This window comes from Paenibacillus sp. Y916 (assembly GCF_056786435.1).
In genome coordinates, this window is the sequence record NZ_JBXCJA010000017.1 from 57,588 (window position 1) to 74,505 (window position 16,918).

General features: G+C 40.5%; 16 protein-coding genes and 14 tRNA genes. 2 read left to right on the forward strand and 28 right to left on the reverse strand.

Features of this window, described 5'->3' with window-relative positions:
- Nucleotides 1-314: 314 nt before the first annotated feature.
- A complete protein-coding gene (locus AC1TO9_RS23225; RefSeq protein ID WP_482060654.1) occupies nucleotides 315-470 on the forward strand; it encodes a hypothetical protein in 156 nt (51 codons plus the stop codon).
- Between the two features lie 526 nt (nucleotides 471-996).
- Here AC1TO9_RS23225 and AC1TO9_RS23230 read toward each other — a convergent pair.
- From AC1TO9_RS23230 to AC1TO9_RS23245, 4 genes are all read right to left on the reverse strand, one after another.
- Nucleotides 997-2,814: an FAD-dependent oxidoreductase gene (locus AC1TO9_RS23230; protein ID WP_482060655.1), complete on the reverse strand. Its 1,818-nt coding sequence runs from the start codon at nucleotides 2,812-2,814 to the stop codon at nucleotides 997-999.
- Nucleotides 2,815-2,958: 144 nt separating this feature from the next.
- Nucleotides 2,959-4,233, reverse strand: a complete 1,275-nt coding sequence (locus tag AC1TO9_RS23235) for a MerR family transcriptional regulator (RefSeq protein ID WP_482057591.1) — start codon at nucleotides 4,231-4,233, stop codon at nucleotides 2,959-2,961.
- 195 nt (nucleotides 4,234-4,428) lie between these two features.
- The gene (locus AC1TO9_RS23240) at nucleotides 4,429-5,217 is read right to left on the reverse strand and encodes a TrmH family RNA methyltransferase (RefSeq protein WP_482060656.1); all 789 of its coding nucleotides are present in this window, start codon (nucleotides 5,215-5,217) and stop codon (nucleotides 4,429-4,431) included.
- Between the two features lie 30 nt (nucleotides 5,218-5,247).
- Nucleotides 5,248-5,910, reverse strand: coding sequence for a potassium channel family protein (locus tag AC1TO9_RS23245; protein WP_482057593.1), 663 nt, complete (start codon nucleotides 5,908-5,910; stop codon nucleotides 5,248-5,250).
- A 120-nt stretch (nucleotides 5,911-6,030) separates the two neighbouring features.
- On the opposite strand from AC1TO9_RS23245, the gene AC1TO9_RS23250 reads away from it, so the two are divergent.
- Nucleotides 6,031-6,264, forward strand: coding sequence for a small acid-soluble spore protein SspI (locus AC1TO9_RS23250; RefSeq protein ID WP_482057594.1), 234 nt, complete (start codon nucleotides 6,031-6,033; stop codon nucleotides 6,262-6,264).
- 94 nt (nucleotides 6,265-6,358) lie between these two features.
- Here the strand turns inward: AC1TO9_RS23250 and AC1TO9_RS23255 are convergent, their stop codons facing one another.
- From AC1TO9_RS23255 to AC1TO9_RS23370, 24 genes are all read right to left on the reverse strand, one after another.
- Nucleotides 6,359-7,942: a peptide chain release factor 3 gene (locus AC1TO9_RS23255; protein WP_482057595.1), complete on the reverse strand. Its 1,584-nt coding sequence runs from the start codon at nucleotides 7,940-7,942 to the stop codon at nucleotides 6,359-6,361.
- 106 nt (nucleotides 7,943-8,048) lie between these two features.
- Complete coding sequence (zwf, locus tag AC1TO9_RS23260; protein ID WP_482060657.1) at nucleotides 8,049-9,599, reverse strand: glucose-6-phosphate dehydrogenase; 1,551 nt, start codon at nucleotides 9,597-9,599, stop codon at nucleotides 8,049-8,051.
- Between the two features lie 172 nt (nucleotides 9,600-9,771).
- Nucleotides 9,772-10,530, reverse strand: coding sequence for a YwmB family TATA-box binding protein (locus AC1TO9_RS23265; protein ID WP_482060658.1), 759 nt, complete (start codon nucleotides 10,528-10,530; stop codon nucleotides 9,772-9,774).
- A gap of 74 nt (nucleotides 10,531-10,604) precedes the next feature.
- Nucleotides 10,605-11,252 (reverse strand): response regulator, encoded by a 648-nt coding sequence (locus AC1TO9_RS23270; protein WP_482057598.1) that lies wholly within the window; start codon nucleotides 11,250-11,252, stop codon nucleotides 10,605-10,607.
- Nucleotides 11,230-12,306: a sensor histidine kinase gene (locus AC1TO9_RS23275; RefSeq protein ID WP_482060659.1), complete on the reverse strand. Its 1,077-nt coding sequence runs from the start codon at nucleotides 12,304-12,306 to the stop codon at nucleotides 11,230-11,232. Before AC1TO9_RS23275 ends, AC1TO9_RS23270 begins: the two co-directional genes overlap by 23 nt.
- 20 nt (nucleotides 12,307-12,326) lie before the next feature.
- On the reverse strand, nucleotides 12,327-12,974 hold the full coding sequence (liaF, locus tag AC1TO9_RS23280) for a cell wall-active antibiotics response protein LiaF (RefSeq protein WP_482057600.1): 648 nt from the start codon (nucleotides 12,972-12,974) through the stop codon (nucleotides 12,327-12,329).
- Nucleotides 12,975-13,104: 130 nt separating this feature from the next.
- Complete coding sequence (locus tag AC1TO9_RS23285) at nucleotides 13,105-13,803, reverse strand: PspA/IM30 family protein (RefSeq protein WP_482060660.1); 699 nt, start codon at nucleotides 13,801-13,803, stop codon at nucleotides 13,105-13,107.
- Nucleotides 13,804-13,806: 3 nt separating this feature from the next.
- A complete protein-coding gene (locus AC1TO9_RS23290) occupies nucleotides 13,807-14,268 on the reverse strand; it encodes a PspC domain-containing protein (RefSeq protein ID WP_482060661.1) in 462 nt (153 codons plus the stop codon).
- A gap of 4 nt (nucleotides 14,269-14,272) precedes the next feature.
- The gene (locus tag AC1TO9_RS23295) at nucleotides 14,273-14,947 is read right to left on the reverse strand and encodes a PspA/IM30 family protein (RefSeq protein WP_482057603.1); all 675 of its coding nucleotides are present in this window, start codon (nucleotides 14,945-14,947) and stop codon (nucleotides 14,273-14,275) included.
- 46 nt (nucleotides 14,948-14,993) lie between these two features.
- Entirely contained in the window at nucleotides 14,994-15,293 is a 300-nt protein-coding gene (locus AC1TO9_RS23300) for a LiaF transmembrane domain-containing protein (protein ID WP_482057604.1), read from the reverse strand.
- A 282-nt stretch (nucleotides 15,294-15,575) separates the two neighbouring features.
- Nucleotides 15,576-15,657, reverse strand: a tRNA-Leu gene (locus AC1TO9_RS23305).
- A gap of 20 nt (nucleotides 15,658-15,677) precedes the next feature.
- Nucleotides 15,678-15,754 (reverse strand) — tRNA-Arg (locus AC1TO9_RS23310).
- An 18-nt stretch (nucleotides 15,755-15,772) separates the two neighbouring features.
- Nucleotides 15,773-15,861, reverse strand: a tRNA-Leu gene (locus AC1TO9_RS23315).
- 8 nt (nucleotides 15,862-15,869) lie between these two features.
- A tRNA-Cys gene (locus tag AC1TO9_RS23320) sits at nucleotides 15,870-15,943 on the reverse strand.
- A gap of 12 nt (nucleotides 15,944-15,955) precedes the next feature.
- Nucleotides 15,956-16,030: transfer RNA gene (locus AC1TO9_RS23325), tRNA-Gly, on the reverse strand.
- Nucleotides 16,031-16,037: 7 nt separating this feature from the next.
- A tRNA-Gln gene (locus AC1TO9_RS23330) sits at nucleotides 16,038-16,112 on the reverse strand.
- A 17-nt stretch (nucleotides 16,113-16,129) separates the two neighbouring features.
- Nucleotides 16,130-16,205 (reverse strand) — tRNA-His (locus AC1TO9_RS23335).
- A gap of 53 nt (nucleotides 16,206-16,258) precedes the next feature.
- Nucleotides 16,259-16,334 (reverse strand) — tRNA-His (locus tag AC1TO9_RS23340).
- A 25-nt stretch (nucleotides 16,335-16,359) separates the two neighbouring features.
- Nucleotides 16,360-16,433, reverse strand: a tRNA-Trp gene (locus tag AC1TO9_RS23345).
- A 10-nt stretch (nucleotides 16,434-16,443) separates the two neighbouring features.
- Nucleotides 16,444-16,528: transfer RNA gene (locus AC1TO9_RS23350), tRNA-Tyr, on the reverse strand.
- A gap of 4 nt (nucleotides 16,529-16,532) precedes the next feature.
- Nucleotides 16,533-16,608: transfer RNA gene (locus tag AC1TO9_RS23355), tRNA-Thr, on the reverse strand.
- Between the two features lie 32 nt (nucleotides 16,609-16,640).
- A tRNA-Phe gene (locus AC1TO9_RS23360) sits at nucleotides 16,641-16,716 on the reverse strand.
- A gap of 16 nt (nucleotides 16,717-16,732) precedes the next feature.
- Nucleotides 16,733-16,810 (reverse strand) — tRNA-Asp (locus tag AC1TO9_RS23365).
- A 13-nt stretch (nucleotides 16,811-16,823) separates the two neighbouring features.
- Nucleotides 16,824-16,900: transfer RNA gene (locus tag AC1TO9_RS23370), tRNA-Met, on the reverse strand.
- Nucleotides 16,901-16,918: the final 18 nt, after the last annotated feature.

A 16,918-nucleotide genomic window follows, 5' to 3' on the forward strand; every position in this document is an offset into this window, starting at 1 on the left:
TGAAGAAGAGTTATTGTCCGCAAGCAAAATCACGAACATGAAAAGCTGGATATGAACATAATACCAATGTGGGGGATAACATCATTTGAGATTGTTGTTTGGTCGTACTTTCAACTATAGAGGATACGGGTGTTTTTTTGTTAGGTGTGCAGAGAAAGCCCTCTGTCCTTACTGTGATGGGAGCCGAAAAAGAGTTTGATATACGAGCTGTCGTGATAGACCAACGCTCATTATTCGTATGCCTTACTGTGAGCATTGTCACTTGAGTCATCATGAGATGGAGACGTTGGTTTCTCTGTTCTAGTGTACACGCTGTGAGATGTTTATCTGCCATTCGACAGCGCATTGATCTGAAGTGCGAACTGACACATTACGATCGTGCTCAGGTAGGTGCTTATATGATCCAGCATATGAATTATGCAGGTGCAGATCAAGCAGTTTTATCGGACGCTGCTATGGATGAAGTCTAACGTCATTCAATTGATTCTGCTCGATTGATCAACGCAAAGTCTCATCTATGGTACGCATCGTATATTGATGATCCCATGGTCAAGCGCCTCGTAGCGAGGAATGGACGATATGCGGATTTACGAACGAGGGATACCTTGTCGGCTGGGGTTGGACTGGGACTGGGATTGGTATGTTATTCCAGGTAAAACACAATTTTATTTTCGAAAGAAAGAAAGATACATATCTGATTGAAATATGAGTACAGGGGAAGTGGACGTTGTAGCTAAACCAATTCCCTAATTTAAACGCTCTGGCGGTCACCATTCCCATCAAAATCTGGACAACAGACACCTTCAACTTTCGGTCATATAGCAACATCACTAACGCTACATAAAGTCCGTAGTTTTATACCCGCTAGATAAACCTTTGAATCATTAGCATATAAGATAGGGTAAACAGCAAAGAACATTGCATCAAGCCATTTGCTTAATGAATGTTCTTTGCCTTATTGTTTATATTTAATGACTTCTATTCATCGAGAATGATTCATTTTCCTTCTGCAACTGCCTTTGCCGCATGTTCTCCGCTTAAGCGGCCGCTAGTTAGCGCATATTGAACAGCACTACCTGACATGTAGACTTGGTTGTAAAGATAACGATTTGCTGCTTCTCCACCCGCATAAAGATTGTTAATGATGGAACCATCTTCTTTTACAACACGATAATCTTCGTCAACTTTCACTCCACCAAAAGTACCCATTGTCTTAGGATAGTACTTAAAGGCGTAGAACGGTCCTTTATCCACGGATACAAGCGTCTTTGCTTCTTTCTCAAAAACATCTTTCCCTGAAACTACTCCAGCGTTGAAAGTATCCATAGTTTTTACAAGGGCTTCTTCAGGTACTTGCATAGTAATCGCTAATTCTGCCATTGTAATTCCAACAGCGATTTCATCATTTGGAAGTTGTCCTTCAATAGCGCTAATCAGTTTCGAATTTGCTTCGCTTGAATCGATAACCATCCACACTTGTTCGTTGACAGCAACTTTATTGGTTACAATAGCATAATGGCTATTTTCATTCATAAAGCGTTCGCCTTTTTCATTCACTAATACTTTCGTTGTATCCCATTCAATACCACGTAATTCAGGAACAAGACTTCCCATACCTAAACCGATAACCCATGGATCTTCATATAATGCTGCACCTAATTTCTCTGCCATGACAATCCCATCACCTGTACTGCCTGCTGCAGCTGCGCTTATACCTATATCCTCAACGAATTGCGGTAAGAAACGCTCCATCAGTTCCTCACTCTTAGCAAAACCGCCGGAAGCTATAATGACTTTTTTCGCATGAACGATCAGCTTTCCTTCAGTATTCTCAGCTATAACACCAATTACATCACCTTTATCATTCGTAATTAATTCCGTTGCTTTGGTCTCTGTAAGAATGTCGATCCCTTTGTCATTAAGAGCTTTTTCCATGTTTGCAATTAATGAAGCTCCACCTGCTTCAGGGAAATGAATACGGGCTACAGGATCCAAACCATAACCTTCTACATTTTTATATTGATGATTCATATTGTCAACTAACCAATGTGTTGTAACTACTGCCTCATCCATAAATGTCTCTACGCGATCATAATCTGGATATTTACTGTCCGGATTACTTGTACTTTGACGCTCTTTCCACAACTCTGTCCATGACTCTGGTGTATCCTCAACACCTAACTCCTTTTGATAACGAGTACCCGTTGCAGAAATACCTCCACCAGATAGACCCGTAGAACCACCTAAAGTTGCCAACTTTTCTAATACAATAACTTTAGCTCCATTTTCAAAGGCTGATCCAGCAGCTGCAAGACCAGCACCTCCTCCACCAATAATAACCACATCAGTTGTTAGTTCCACTGCTTCTTGTGACTTATCTTCGATGGTAGCTACAACCTTGAGCGTATCTACATCTCCACCCGCTTGCTTGACACAATCCTCAACTGCAGCAATAATCGCCTCCGATGTATTGGTTGCACCTGATACAGCATCAACAGCCAATGTCTGTCCCTCAACAATTTGCTGAGGTATACGTTCGAATGGCGTATCGCTAAGACCTTGAGTTTCACTTTGTTCCTTTACTACTACTGAAACAATCGATTGTTCATCAAACACAACTTCAACGGTTACATCACCATTATTACCAGTGGCCGTTGCTGTGTAAGTACCTGCTTTATAAATAGCAGAAGTCGAAGTTGCATTCGAATTTGAGTTATCATCTGAAGCAGATTCAGATTTCGAGCAAGCAACTATACTTAACATCAATACAAGTACCAACAGCAACAAACTTACCCTTTTCCAACCTAATTTCATTATTTTTCCCCCTTGATGTATACAATCTTATAAATATAATTAACATCTTATATTGTGGGGTCGTCACCACGTCAAGTAAACTTTGTGAAATTTTGCACGTGTGAAAGCATAGAAAAATTTAAACTATGGGGTTGACCCAACGTTTTATGAAATCATATTTTTCTTTAGTTCCATCTCATCCTGAGCTTCAGGGCAAATGACCTCAACATTTCCTTTTTTCTTTCCAACATAAAGAGTCAGATATTGCTCCTTATCCTTAAGCTCAATATATTGGCTTTTTTCAATAACAGGACCTATATCTGCCACATCTAATTGTATAAAATCTAAATTCCCCAATTTCTCTAGCATTTTATTTCTACAGTAATAATCTCTTAATTCAAACGGGATATTCATAAAATCCTTACATTTAGTCCCAAGATGAGGATATGCTCCTGTGAGAAGACCCTCTTGTTTTAGAAAAGGGGATACGATATCTAGCAGAAATCTATTCGTTGTTTTGGCATAGGCTTTGCTCATCCCATGATCGATGATGATATCCACCGAGGAATTGGCAATCGGTAATTGATCTATTTCACAGCAGAAAAAAATAAAGTTATTATGATCATGCTGTAGCGTTAAGTTTCTTTTCGTATTAGCTATCCTCTCTTTGTCCTGACAAATAACAATATAAGTGCAATTCTTGGGTAAACAATTAATATATTGCATTAGAAATCTTCCAACACAATGGTCTAACTCCAAAATATATTTAGGTTTATTTCCGTGATTTTGTATGTAGTCCATTAATGTAGTTGTTCCATTGTACATAAAATTAATATATTTAGGTGAAGTCGCTTCCAAAAATTCTATCTTTGTTGGTATTTCCTTCTTACTACTCACTACCCTTTTATCTAGGTATATTCCATCTTCAATAACTGCAGAGTAACCACATTCACATTGAATAACAGCTTCTAATATCATATTCCTTTCAATTGAACCATCGCTGATATCTAATGTTGCTATACAATAAGGACAACGTAATATAGCTATTGAGGATATCGGAAATCCCAAGCTTTTCTTTTTACATATTCCTTCCACTTTCAACTTATTTATTCTGTCACTTAATAAGGATTCGATACTTTGGAACTTTTGCTGTTCTTTCATAATATAGTTCTTTTTTCTTTCCAATAACGATAAGTAAAATGTTCTGTATTCATCTGTCTTGTCACCTTCAAGTCGATTGAAACATAGTATTTCCTGAATTTCAGTTAGCGAAAAATCTAATTGCTTTAGCAGAACTATTTCTTTAATATCTCGACTGTCCTCATCACTAAATTTATACTGACAACCATGCTTTTCAATAACTAGTAATCCCATGTCTATATAATGGCGAATCGTATCTTGAGTAATATTATTCCTTTTGGAAAACTCACCAATTCTCATTGTTTATTGCTCCTTTATGTGTCATTATATAGTGCTACAAAATGCTATGATAGCAATCAAACAAATTTTGTGAAAGTTTTCACAATTCAGTTGATCCTTGTTTACAATTGAGCAGAAGAACTAGAAAATCCTTGTTAAATCAAGGATTCCCCATCCACTGTCTCAAATGATGTCATAATCATCAGAACCAAATAATTACTGCGCATAATGCCTCTGTCTCATCGCCTCAAACATCAATATTGATGACGCCATACCCACGTTCAGAGACTCTGCTTGCCCACGCATCGGAATAATTAATGAGTCATCCACTAACTGCTGTACGCGCTCAGACACCCCTTGTGCTTCGTTGCCAACAAGTAACCATGTGGAGGCAGAGAAGTTATATTCGTAGCATGTACACGATGCCTGTAGGCTGGTACTAACCAATCGAGCTCCACTCTGCTTAGCTCGTGGCAGTATGTCGAGTAAATTGCCCTCTACCACAGGCAGATGAAAGAACGATCCCATCGTTGATCGGATCGTCTTGGGATTGAACGGATCTGCACACCCATGACCTACAATTACACCATCTGCGCCTGCTGCATCCGCACTCCGGATGATCGTCCCAACATTACCTGGGTCTTGCACACCATCTAAGACCATCACTAGACTATTCTTAATGGAAAGTAACTGTTCCAGATTAACCGGGCGTTTGCGAATAACTGCAAATATCGGCTGGGGAGTAACCGTATCGGTACATTTACTAATAACTGCTGCAGATACAGCGATCCATTCTATAGCACTCGAACTTATATACTTCAATTCCGCTGGAATTCCCTTAGCCATATCATAAACAATACACTCTATATCCGCTTCAGACTGCAAAGCTTCCTGAACTAAATGAACGCCTTCCACAACAAATCTATTACTTCGATCCCGATGCTTCTTCTCTAACAACTGCGCCCATTCTTTCACTCGCACATTGTTTAGGGATGTAATATCCATCTTAATCCCATCCTTATCCTATGCCAATCATTATTTAGCAAATGCCTGCTCTAGTTTATTCAAATCATCTTTCTGTCCCAAAATAACGAGAACATCTTCTTCATCCAACAGCTCATTCGCATTTGGAGAGATATTCATCTTCGTTCCTGTCTTAATCGCCATGACGTTACATCCAAAGCGCGCTCTTAGTTCTAGCTCCTTAAGGTTCTTACCAATCATTAGACTAGATGTTTTCATTTCCACAATACTATAATCATCAGATAGCTCAATATAATCTAGAATATTAGGTGACGTCAAATGATGGGCAACCCGTAGTCCCATATCCCGCTCAGGAAATATCACTTTATCCGCACCAATCTTTTGCAACACTTTCCCATGGAGTTCATTCTGAGCTTTCACAATAAGAGTAGGTATACCCATATCCTTTAATATTAATGTCGTTAGAATACTGGATTGTATATCTTGTCCAATAGCGACAACAACGACTTCGAAATTTCTAATACCGAGTGCACGCAATGCATCTTCATCCGTTGAATTAGCAGAAACCGCATGGGTAACAATATTGGATATCTCTTGGATTCTTTGCTCGTTGGAATCAATCACGAGAACATCGTAGCCCATATCTGTAAGCGCAGTTGCGACACTTGAACCAAATCTCCCCATCCCAATGATGGCATACTGTCTTTTTGCCATTGCCCAACCTCCGAATTGTTCAAATATATTCAATGATTATAACACATCGGTATCCAAACTTGAATTTCAGCGGAACAAAAGGGGAATATTAATTGATGATTATAATAAGGGGGGAATAACATGCCAATAGTACTCGACTTGCGTCAAGCGATTATACACAAGGTTCACGACAAGAATGATGCCGAGCTACGCGAGATGATTGAAGGTTCAGTTGATGGGCCTGAAGCAGCTTTACCAGGGCTAGGAGCTATATTCGAAATGATATGGAAGAACATTGAACCAGCTCAACAGAATGAACTCATTCAAGTCGCACAAAAGCATCTTCAAACGGTTACACCGACACCTCTGCTCTAAAAGAGTTCAAGCTTAAATCTAGATTCCATAATTCAGGATGATTCACAAAACCCCTCTAACCGATACTAGGCTAGAGGGATTTTAATTCATTACTTTATGGTGCCATTTCTAGAAACTTAGCATTAGGATTTTTCTCCATCGCCGTTCTCATCGCATATTCATTCTCAAATAGTACAACGTAGTTACCTTTTTTGTCGCGTACTAGCGTTGAGTTAATTCGAAATTTACTTGAGTCAATATTATCGTCAATAATCCATCTTGCGAATTGATATTGCATCCGTTGAAGTTGAACATCGACGCCATACTCGCCCTTCATACGGTATTCAAACACTTCGAATTGAAGTTGACCAACAACGCCTAAGATCGTATCGTCAAAGCTCACGGTTTTGAACACTTGAATCGTCCCTTCTTCCGTTAGCTGGTCGATTCCCTTCTGGTATGGCTTGTGTTTAAGTGCATTCTTAACTGTTACCTTCGCAAATATTTCAGGTGAGAATGTTGGCATCTCTTCAAATACCATATCACTATCCTGACTTAAAGAGTCACCAATCCGAAATATCCCCGGATCAAATAGCCCGATAATATCTCCTGGGTATGCTTCCTCTACAATATCCCGATCTTGAGCAAGAAACTGTTGTGGCTGCGATAGTTTAATGTCTTTGCCTACACGAATATGTTTCACACTCATTCCACGCTGGAATGTGCCCGAGACGATACGTAGGAAGGCAATTCTATCTCGATGTGCAGGATTCATATTGGCCTGAATTTTGAACACATAACCAGAGAATTTCTCATTTGTCGGTTGTACAAGACCACCAGCACTTTGACGAGACTCAGGCTTAGGAGCAAGCTCCAAGAAGTTCTCTAAGAATGTTTGCACTCCGAAGTTATTAATCGCACTCCCGAAAAATAATGGTGTCAATTCCCCACTATTCACCTTCTCAAGATCAAATGGATCTCCTGCTACGTCAAGTAGCTCCAAATCCTGACAAAGCTGATCATGTAGGTACTCTCCCGCCATCTCACGAATGATCGGATCTCGATAACCCGTTACCTTCTGAACTTTAATGACAGAATGGTCAGATCCTTGAAATAGCTCTACTTGATTCTTCATCCGATCATACACACCACATAAATCACGGCCTGTACCAATCGGCCAGTTCATAGGAATCGAACGAATCCCAAGTACTTGTTCCAGTTCTTCCATAAGGTCAAATGGGCTACGCCCTTCACGATCCAATTTATTTATGAACGTAAAGATTGGGATGCCCCTTTGCGCACATACTTGAAACAGCTTGACTGTCTGTTTCTCTACCCCTTTAGCGACGTCAATCAACATTACTGCGCTATCTGCTGCTGTTAAGGTTCGATAAGTATCCTCACTGAAATCTTGGTGACCAGGTGTATCCAGAATATTAACCCGATGACCGTTATAATCAAATTGCATCACGGATGAAGTTACGGAAATACCCCGTTGCTTCTCAATCTCCATCCAGTCACTCGTAGCATGTTTATTCGCTTTACGGGATTTTACAGTACCGGCTAGACGAATAGCACCTCCAAATAGGAGTAATTTCTCAGTTAAAGTTGTTTTCCCAGCATCTGGGTGGGAAATAATCGCAAAAGTTCTACGCTTATCCACTTCCTTCTGCAAAGTTGAGTTTGTTGCTTCGCTCATTTCACATTTCCCTTCATATCTAAAGTCATGTCTATTATTGTACCACATTTTACACGCAAATCATCCTCATGCAACCCTGCATGAGGATGAATATTTTCAAGAATCATTAATTATACTTTTGCCAAACGACGTTATCTTCATCTTGGCCGTTAACAGGCCACCAATGAAATCCGTCTCTTGCCAGAAGCTCATCTGCTTCTTGAGGTCCCCATGAGCCCGCTGGATAAGTCGTAAGCTTATTCGGTTCTTCTGCCCACGCTTCAGCAATTCGGTCAATAAATGACCACGCAGATGCCACTTCATCCCAACGAGTGAAATAAGTCGATTCACCACGTGCTGCGTCATGTAGAAGACGTTCATAAGCCTCTGGAGAATTGATGCCAACCATACAGCTTTGGCAGAAATCCATCGCTACCGGTTGAATATCCGTCTCAGATCCAGGCTTCTTCGCATTGATCTTCACATAGATTCCTTCCATTGGATTAACTCTAATAACCAACAGGTTAGGTTCAAGCTTATGCTTCTGACCTAAATATACATTCGTTGGCATACTACGGAATTCAACTACAATTTCAGTTGTCTTCACTGGTAGCCTTTTCCCTGTACGAATATAGAATGGAACGCCTGCCCAACGGAAATTATCTACGAACAAACGAGTAGCGAAATATGTCTCGGTATTAGAGTTGGGATCTATCTTGTCTTCATCTCGGTAAGCAGGTAGCTCTTGTCCTCCTGCACTTCCTTGTACATATTGTCCACGTATTACATTCTGTTCAACTTCTTCAGCAGTGAGATAAGGTCGAAGCGAACGAAGTACTTTCACTTTCTCATCCCGGATATCTTCTGCCAACAAGCGACTTGGTGGCTCCATAGCAATCATGGCTAACGTCTGGAGCATATGGTTCTGACCCATATCCTTCATCGCTCCTGCGTTGTCATAATAGCCTCCACGCTCCTCAACTCCAACGGTTTCACTTAAAGTGATTTGGATGTTAGCAATATGCATATTATTCCAAAGCGGTTCGAAGAGCGCATTTGAAAACCGGATAACTTCAATATTCTGTACCATTTCCTTACCCAAATAATGATCTATCCGATAAATCTCTTCTTCCTTAAATACTTGACGAATTTGTTCATTTAACTCTTCTGCTGACTTCAAATCATAGCCAAAAGGCTTCTCTATCACAAGACGATTCCAGCCTGGACCCGTAAGCATACCACCCTTTTCTAAATTAGATGATACACTTCCGAACAACTCTGGTGCTAATGCTAAATAAAACATGCGATTACCAGGAATATGATAACGCTCTTCAATCTTCTCTGTCTGTTCTTTTAATTCACGGAATCCATTGACATCATTAATATCAAGCGATTTATATTCAAAATGCTGAGCGAATGTATGCCATTCTTCATTATCTTCCGTCTTATAACGACAGAATTCTTGAATGGAATTATAAACATCTTCCCTGAATTCTTCCTGTGTACGTGGACGACGTGCCACACCGATCACAGCGAAGTCTTCTGCTAATTTACCTTCACGATACAAACTATATATAGCAGGAAATAGCTTTCTTCTTGCTAAATCTCCAGTTGCTCCAAAAATAAAAAATACTGCATTAGGGTTCTGCAATTCTTCAAGATTTATATTATCAGCCATGGCTCCTCATTCTTTCTATGTAATATAGTGTATTTTTATGCATCATATCACCTAAGACTTTATGTCGAAATCTTAAAATGATGTGATATTATATTACCATATTGTTTGCTAGGAAGCTATCTTATTCCTGACAAAGTTACTCCGATTAATTTATCTCATGAATATTATTCATTCAGAACTCAACCGTAATAATAGGGAAACCTATCGTAATACGATTCTCACCTAATATTTCATCATAGTGGACCGCAGTCTGTAAATCCATATAGTGATCTCCACTAACCAGATTAAAGTTAAGCATTGGAGCTCGATAAGAATGACTTAGCGTCATTTCATCTTGATAACTTTCGACTTGAGTAAATTCCAAATGAGATTGTAGTTTTGTTTCTACCTTCTCCATCGTATCAGCAATGGATTGTCCTTTTATTACATTGCCCTGCACTGAGGCATTCCATGCCGCTTCCATGTTTATTAAATTGATCTGTGTTTGAATTCTATCTTGTAAACGCAATAGCGATAATTGTTGTGCTGGTTCATGCGATTCTAACGTCACAATCATGTAGCTCTTCGCTTCGGATATAACTTGCCAATGAAAAATGATTGTAATACCATTCACCGATGTGAGTGATCTATAGCTTACATGATCTGTATTGGATACAGCTTGAGGAAGCGAAAGTTCCATGTTGGTCGCTAACTGCCGAGCCACTTCTAATGTACTCCTCTCTCCCTCATTACGCCATTCACCTTGCCATTTAACGACAACTTTAAGGGGAGTATCCACTAACTCGTTTCCCCATTCAATCAAACTTTCTAGTCTTTTGTCTTCTTTATTGCTCTTCTGAGCTACAGTTGTATTTAGCCCTAGTCCTATCAGTATAATCCCTATACTAAATACTAAGAATAAAACTTTTATAATTTCCCGTTTATTATGCAATATGATCTCCTACCTTTCGATTCTAAATCTATGAATCTACTAAATAGGATAACCTTTTTGCTATTCTTTTATACCTACTCTGCTAATCCATTCTTATAAGCGTATATCGCAGCCTGAGTACGATCGTCAACACTTAACTTAGCCAAAATATTCGTAACATGGAATTTCACCGTTTTGATTCCTATAATAAGATCATCTGCAATTTCCTGATTCGACTTGCCCTTTGCCATCAAGCGCAGTACATCCATCTCACGCTCTGTTAATTCTTTATGGGCGGCTTCACTCTGAGGGTGGCGCAACCGATTCATCATTTTGGATGCAACTTGAGATTCTAGAACTGACTGACCTCGTGCAGCCGCACGGATCGCTTCTGCGATCTCACCTGCCCGTGACGTCTTCAGCAAATAACTAAATGCACCAGCCTCAATGACCGGGTACATCTTCTCATCATCTAAGTAACTCGTTAACACAATCACTTTACATTCGGGATAAAGCTTTAATATTTCGCGGGTAGTCTCGATGCCATCCATACCTTCCATCACGAGATCCATTAGTACCACATCAGGATTATACTCTCTAGCTAGTCTAATCCCTTCTTCTCCACTACCAGCTTCCCCCACTACTTCTATTCCCTCTTCGGTCCCTAATACCGCAGCAAGACCTATCCGCACCATTTCATGATCGTCCACTAACAATACTTTAATCTGTGATTCGTTCTCCATGTGTCTCCTCCCCCATCTCTTCAGGTACAATTGGAATCGTAATTTCAATTCGTGTCCCTTTATTTAACGCCGTAATAAACTGAATCGAGCCACCAATCTCCATTACGCGCTCCTCCATATTAGATAGTCCATATGATGTCTGTTTTTTATCATCCAATTCAAATCCGACTCCATCATCACGAATCACAAGTCGAACGGTATCCTGTCTTAGATGAATACGAATCTCCATCTTATTCGCCTTTGAATGACGAAGTGCATTGGACATCGCTTCTTGAATAATTCGGAACAAATGATTCTCAATACCCTTCATTAAATGGATACCCTTATCCATTTCAAACACGATCTCCATAGGAACCTTAACCTTAAATTCATTAACAAGCTCTATTAAACCTTGTTCTAACGGCTTTCCCTCTAGGTATACAGGACGTAGATGAAGTAATAACGCCCGCATCTCTGATTGAGCAACAGCAGCCATTTCCTCAATTAAGGACACCTGTCGCTTCGCCTTGTCGAAATCTTTATCTAATGTTCTTGCGACTGCTGTTGCGGTCATTGAGATAGCAAACAACTGCTGTGATACCGCATCATGTAATTCGCGTGCTAAGCGCTGCCGCTCCTCCACGATAGCAGATACTCTTGCCTGTTCTGCTAATTCTGCATTATGTGTAGAGAGCCGTTGAAGTGTCGTCACTTGATCTTCCCACTTCTTACTTATGCGTCCAAGTTGCTCGCCTAGACGTCCTACTTCATCTTGTCCTAGCACAGGCATAGAGCGAGCTACACTCCCCTTCTCCCAGGAAAGTAATGTTATACGTAAAATATCTAATTTACGCTTCGTACGATAACTTTGATAAAAACCACTTATCACACCAAGTCCAGTAGGAACTAGAATTAACGTAGCAACTGTCTTCAACCCTACTCTCCAAGTATCAAAAGGAGCCAAATATCCATATGTATACAGCAAATAAATAATACTGAGAAGCAGGATAAAAGAAATAAGGGCTCCTTCTCCCATGCTTCTCGACAACATGTTGACAGGCTTCTTGGGTTTCACTAGAGGAACCGCTCCTATCCTTAAGTTAATCTTATATCTAAATCTCCAACGATATAGGACACCATGAATTTTACTTTATAATCACTATCTATATAGTTCGCTGATTTCCATGTGAATCGATTCATCATGCCACTATCCTTTTTCCCATCAAAATTAATCGATCCAAATAAAACAAATGCCTCAATCTCTACGCCGTAATAATCCGGTATATCTAGGTCTATGTCACCCATTACACCTTGGAACATCATCACTGTTTCTTTATCTTCCGGCATTGCGAGGGATATATCTAGATCACTCTCACCAAGCACATGCCATACACTCATACTTCTCATGACCCATGGCGATTGATCCAAATCAAAGTTAGACATAAAGCTCGTTTTTTGTAAAAAGTTCTCTTTCATCTGCACTTTCTTTGATTTACCATAGAATAACCCAAGAGAGATTAAACAAATTGCCACGACGAGTATCAAGTTATTTAGAAGAATCAGACATGCACCAATCCCTAGAAAAATATAGCCCTTTTTAGTATCACCATTATGAATTCTATAAACACCAATTATTAGTAACAGAAGGGCTATAATGGTAAAGAAACTAATCCATTTGCCAAAAAGCATGAGTAAACCAATGCCTATTAGTACAATGGCGATGATACGTTTTCTTTTATCCATATGGTTGCCCTCCTTCTATTAGTAATTTTTATAAGTTGTGGAGTTGGAAAAGCCATAGCAGTGCGGAATTACACACTGTATGGCTTCGCCCTACATAGCATATCATAATATTCATTATGATGAATACTTATTATTTACTTTCATTCTTTGTTACCGCAGGAGTATTTATCTTTCCTTTTAAGGCCTTTAATTGCTCTTCAACTTTTAGCTTCTTCTCGGCATCTATTGTACTTGTGAATTCTGAGTGTGCTGAACGGTAAGGTACTTGCATCACATCAGCTTCAGCTTCTAGTTGCATAATCTTCTCTTCCATGCGGTGGAATCCAAGTGATGCACTTCCACTTTCGATAGTATGAAGACTACTCACCTGAGACATTTGCTTCTTAGCCTTAGCCATTTGTGCACGTGATACTAATTCATTACGCTTATTACGCATCTTATAAAATTCATCTTTCATCTCATGCAACTGTTGTACTAATTCTTTCGCTTGAATATCTGATTGAAGGTGTAACCCTTCATACTCAGTCTGCTTCTGATCGAAATAGATCTTCTCCTCCAACAACTTACGTGCAACTTCTTCCTGTCCGTTCTTCAATGCTAGTTCCGCTTGTGCTTCACGTTGTCCACCCATCTTCACTGCTTCTTCTACACGTTGCTTCATACGACGTTCATTCGCCATTTGCTTAGCTACTGTAACCTCAGCCTCGTGAATTTCCGCCTCCATATCGCGCAAATACTGGTTCAACATCACAATTGGATCCTCTACCTTATCCAATACCTCATTTACCGACGCCTTTGTCATATCTTTAATTCTTTTGAATACTCCCATGTGTTACACTTCTCCCTTCTCGTACTTAGATAGTTTTATTTTTAATTCTTCCACTTCTTTTTTTAGAGCCTTCTTCTCGATATCTTTCATCATGTCATCCAAATCGGAATCATGAGTGGAGAATCCACCTGAATTCGAGTTCTTATATTCCGGACCAGAACCATTATTATTGTAAGATCCACCGTTATTGTTGTAAGGTCTACCATTATTGTGTCCACCTGCACCATATCCATGATTTCCATGACCTGGGTTTCCATTTCCATAGTGATTATATGGTGGGACATACTCCTTCGGAATGACTAATGATGCGACGAAGTATATGAATAGTACCGTACCTCCAGTAAAGAAAACACTGATCAGTACAATGATCCTCAGTAGTGTAGCATCAATGCCCCATGTTTCCGATAGTCCACCACATAAACCTGTGATCATTCTATTTCGCGATGAACGATATAGTTTACTCATAAAGTTACTCCTTTCCGCTATTTTTCAGCTTCTGCTTCAGCTTAGCCATTTCTTGTTCCAGAATCGTTGATACCGATACACTTGCTTGATCAAGGAATTGCTGACCCGCCTGACGCAGCTCACGTAAACTCCGTGCTTCTAATTCCCAATCCGTGATATTGTCTTCTAATCGATTAAACATCTTCGGAACGTCTTTTCCTCCAAATTCACCCATACGTTGATTCATTCGCTGTTGTATCCGTAAATTTTCCATCCGTGCAGTATAATATTGACGTTTACTATATACGGATTGATATTCCAACTTAAGATCATTCATTTGGTTTTCTAGTTCGCGAAGCGACAATCTACTCTCTTCGAACAGCCCACCATATTGCTCAATTTTTTCTTCATAGATAATTTTCTCTTGAAGTGCCAGCTTAGCTAGATTATCTTCTCCCGCTCTTAGGGCCATGAGAGCCTGTTCCTCACGTTTATCCCTCATCGTGGTTGCTTGATCTACTTGCTGCTTCAATTGCTTCGTATGTGAGGCAACTTGTTGAAATAACTTTTCTACTTCTGTAATATCGTCCCGTGTAGCGATGAGGAACTGATCAATTAACTTAACGGGGTCCTGACTCTGTTCCAAACGTTCATTTAATGTTGCTACTGTTATATCCCTCATTCGGCGAAAAACACTCATATCCTTATACTCCCTCCTTAAGCCATCTACACGACTTATTTAATAATTAGTAAGTTCTTCTCTTATTTTTGAGAAGTGATATTCCAAATACTAGTATAGCAATACCTAGAATGGGTCCGATTAACCAGGATAACTTAGCAATCAATGACAGAATACCGATCACTAATATAATCCAGCCTATTAGTACTTTCCCTCTGCTAACACCATAATAACCAAGTGCAATCAAAATAACGGGGAATACTATTCCGATCAACCCTCCTAGCAATGGTCCCAATACTCCTAGAAGCATTAACGCTCCAATAATAATTAGTACAGCTGCTAAACCATTACGTCTTTTCACATCCATCCATTCTCACCGCCTTTCATCTCTTTTCCTTATGTACTTATTGTAGGTCAAACTCAACCTTTTCAAAACAGACCGTAGACGGTTCTTTATCCTAGACCTAAGACGGGGCTAATCCTGAACTGAAGTCGGAGAACATAAACAAGCTTGTAGGCAAACACCAACACTCCTTCACAGATCATTTCATTACCTTCTTACATAGGAGCGCCGCATCACAGAAAACAAAAAAAAGGCTTATAAGATTACTTCTAAAGAAGCGATCTTATAAGCCTTTTTTTCACTCTATACCGATGGCCGGACTCGAACCGGCAAGCCCTGCGGCACCGCATTTTGAGTGCGGCGTGTCTGCCAATTCCACCACATCGGCTCAATGAAACTAATAAAGAATGGTGCGCCCTAAGAGATTCGAACTCCTGGCCTTTTGATTCGTAGTCAAACGCTCTATCCAGCTGAGCTAAGGGCGCAAATGTAATTATTCTAAATGGTGCGGAAGACCAGACTTGAACTGGTATGATAGTAACCTATCGCAGGATTTTAAGTCCTGTGCGTCTGCCGATTCCGCCACTCCCGCGAGAATAATGGAGGCGCCACCCAGATTTGAACTGGGGATAAAGCTTTTGCAGAGCTTTGCCTTACCACTTGGCTATGGCGCCAAATAAAAAAAATGGAGCGGACGACGGGAATCGAACCCGCGACCCTCGCCTTGGCAAGGCGATGCTCTACCGCTGAGCCACGTCCGCAAAATAATGGCTGGGGATATAGGATTTGAACCTATGCGTGACGGAGTCAAAGTCCGTTGCCTTACCGCTTGGCTAATCCCCAACAATAATTAAGTTAAATGGGGCGACCGAAGGGTCTCGAACCCTCGAATGCCGGAACCACAATCCGGTGCGTTAACCACTTCGCCACGATCGCCATGTTAACAATTTGATACTGTAGAACAATAATACGAATGATTAGATATAAAATGGGGCGACCGATGGGTCTCGAACCCACGAATGCCGGAACCACAATCCGGTGCGTTAACCACTTCGCCACGACCGCCATACATTAAGTCAAATGTTTCTTTTGGCAGGGGCAGCAGGAATTGAACCCACACCAAAGGTTTTGGAGACCTTTGTTCTACCTTTAAACTATGCCCCTATAAAAGAAATGGTGGAGGATGATGGATTCGAACCACCGAACTCGTAGAGAGCAGATTTACAGTCTGCCGTGTTTAGCCACTTCACTAATCCTCCATAATGGTGCCGTCGAGAGGACTTGAACCCCCAACCTACTGATTACAAGTCAGTTGCTCTACCAGTTGAGCTACAACGGCGCACCTACAAAACAATGTTCATACAATACCAATGGTGGCTCGGAACGGAATCGAACCGCCGACACAAGGATTTTCAGTCCTTTGCTCTACCGACTGAGCTACCGAGCCATAATTGAATTAAAAATGGCGGAACCGACGGGATTCGAACCCGCGATCTCCTGCGTGACAGGCAGGCATGTTAGGCCAACTACACCACGGTTCCTCATAAATATAATTGGTTGCGGGGGCAGGATTTGAACCTGCGGCCTTCGGGTTATGAGCCCGACGAGCTACCGGGCTGCTCCACCCCGCGTCATCTAAAAAATTACTA

Coding starts and splice junctions, on each gene's coding strand:
- AC1TO9_RS23240 (WP_482060656.1), bottom strand. CDS start 5,217: ATGGATATTACATCCCTAAACAATGTGCGAGTGAAAGAATGGGCGCAG.
- AC1TO9_RS23230 (WP_482060655.1), bottom strand. CDS start 2,814: ATGAAATTAGGTTGGAAAAGGGTAAGTTTGTTGCTGTTGGTACTTGTA.
- AC1TO9_RS23295 (WP_482057603.1), bottom strand. CDS start 14,947: ATGAGTGTTTTTCGCCGAATGAGGGATATAACAGTAGCAACATTAAAT.
- AC1TO9_RS23285 (WP_482060660.1), bottom strand. CDS start 13,803: ATGGGAGTATTCAAAAGAATTAAAGATATGACAAAGGCGTCGGTAAAT.
- AC1TO9_RS23290 (WP_482060661.1), bottom strand. CDS start 14,268: ATGAGTAAACTATATCGTTCATCGCGAAATAGAATGATCACAGGTTTA.
- AC1TO9_RS23235 (WP_482057591.1), bottom strand. CDS start 4,233: ATGAGAATTGGTGAGTTTTCCAAAAGGAATAATATTACTCAAGATACG.
- AC1TO9_RS23255 (WP_482057595.1), bottom strand. CDS start 7,942: ATGAGCGAAGCAACAAACTCAACTTTGCAGAAGGAAGTGGATAAGCGT.
- zwf (WP_482060657.1), bottom strand. CDS start 9,599: ATGGCTGATAATATAAATCTTGAAGAATTGCAGAACCCTAATGCAGTA.
- AC1TO9_RS23245 (WP_482057593.1), bottom strand. CDS start 5,910: ATGGCAAAAAGACAGTATGCCATCATTGGGATGGGGAGATTTGGTTCA.
- AC1TO9_RS23270 (WP_482057598.1), bottom strand. CDS start 11,252: ATGGAGAACGAATCACAGATTAAAGTATTGTTAGTGGACGATCATGAA.
- liaF (WP_482057600.1), bottom strand. CDS start 12,974: ATGGATAAAAGAAAACGTATCATCGCCATTGTACTAATAGGCATTGGT.
- AC1TO9_RS23300 (WP_482057604.1), bottom strand. CDS start 15,293: ATGGATGTGAAAAGACGTAATGGTTTAGCAGCTGTACTAATTATTATT.
- AC1TO9_RS23250 (WP_482057594.1), top strand. CDS start 6,031: ATGCCAATAGTACTCGACTTGCGTCAAGCGATTATACACAAGGTTCAC.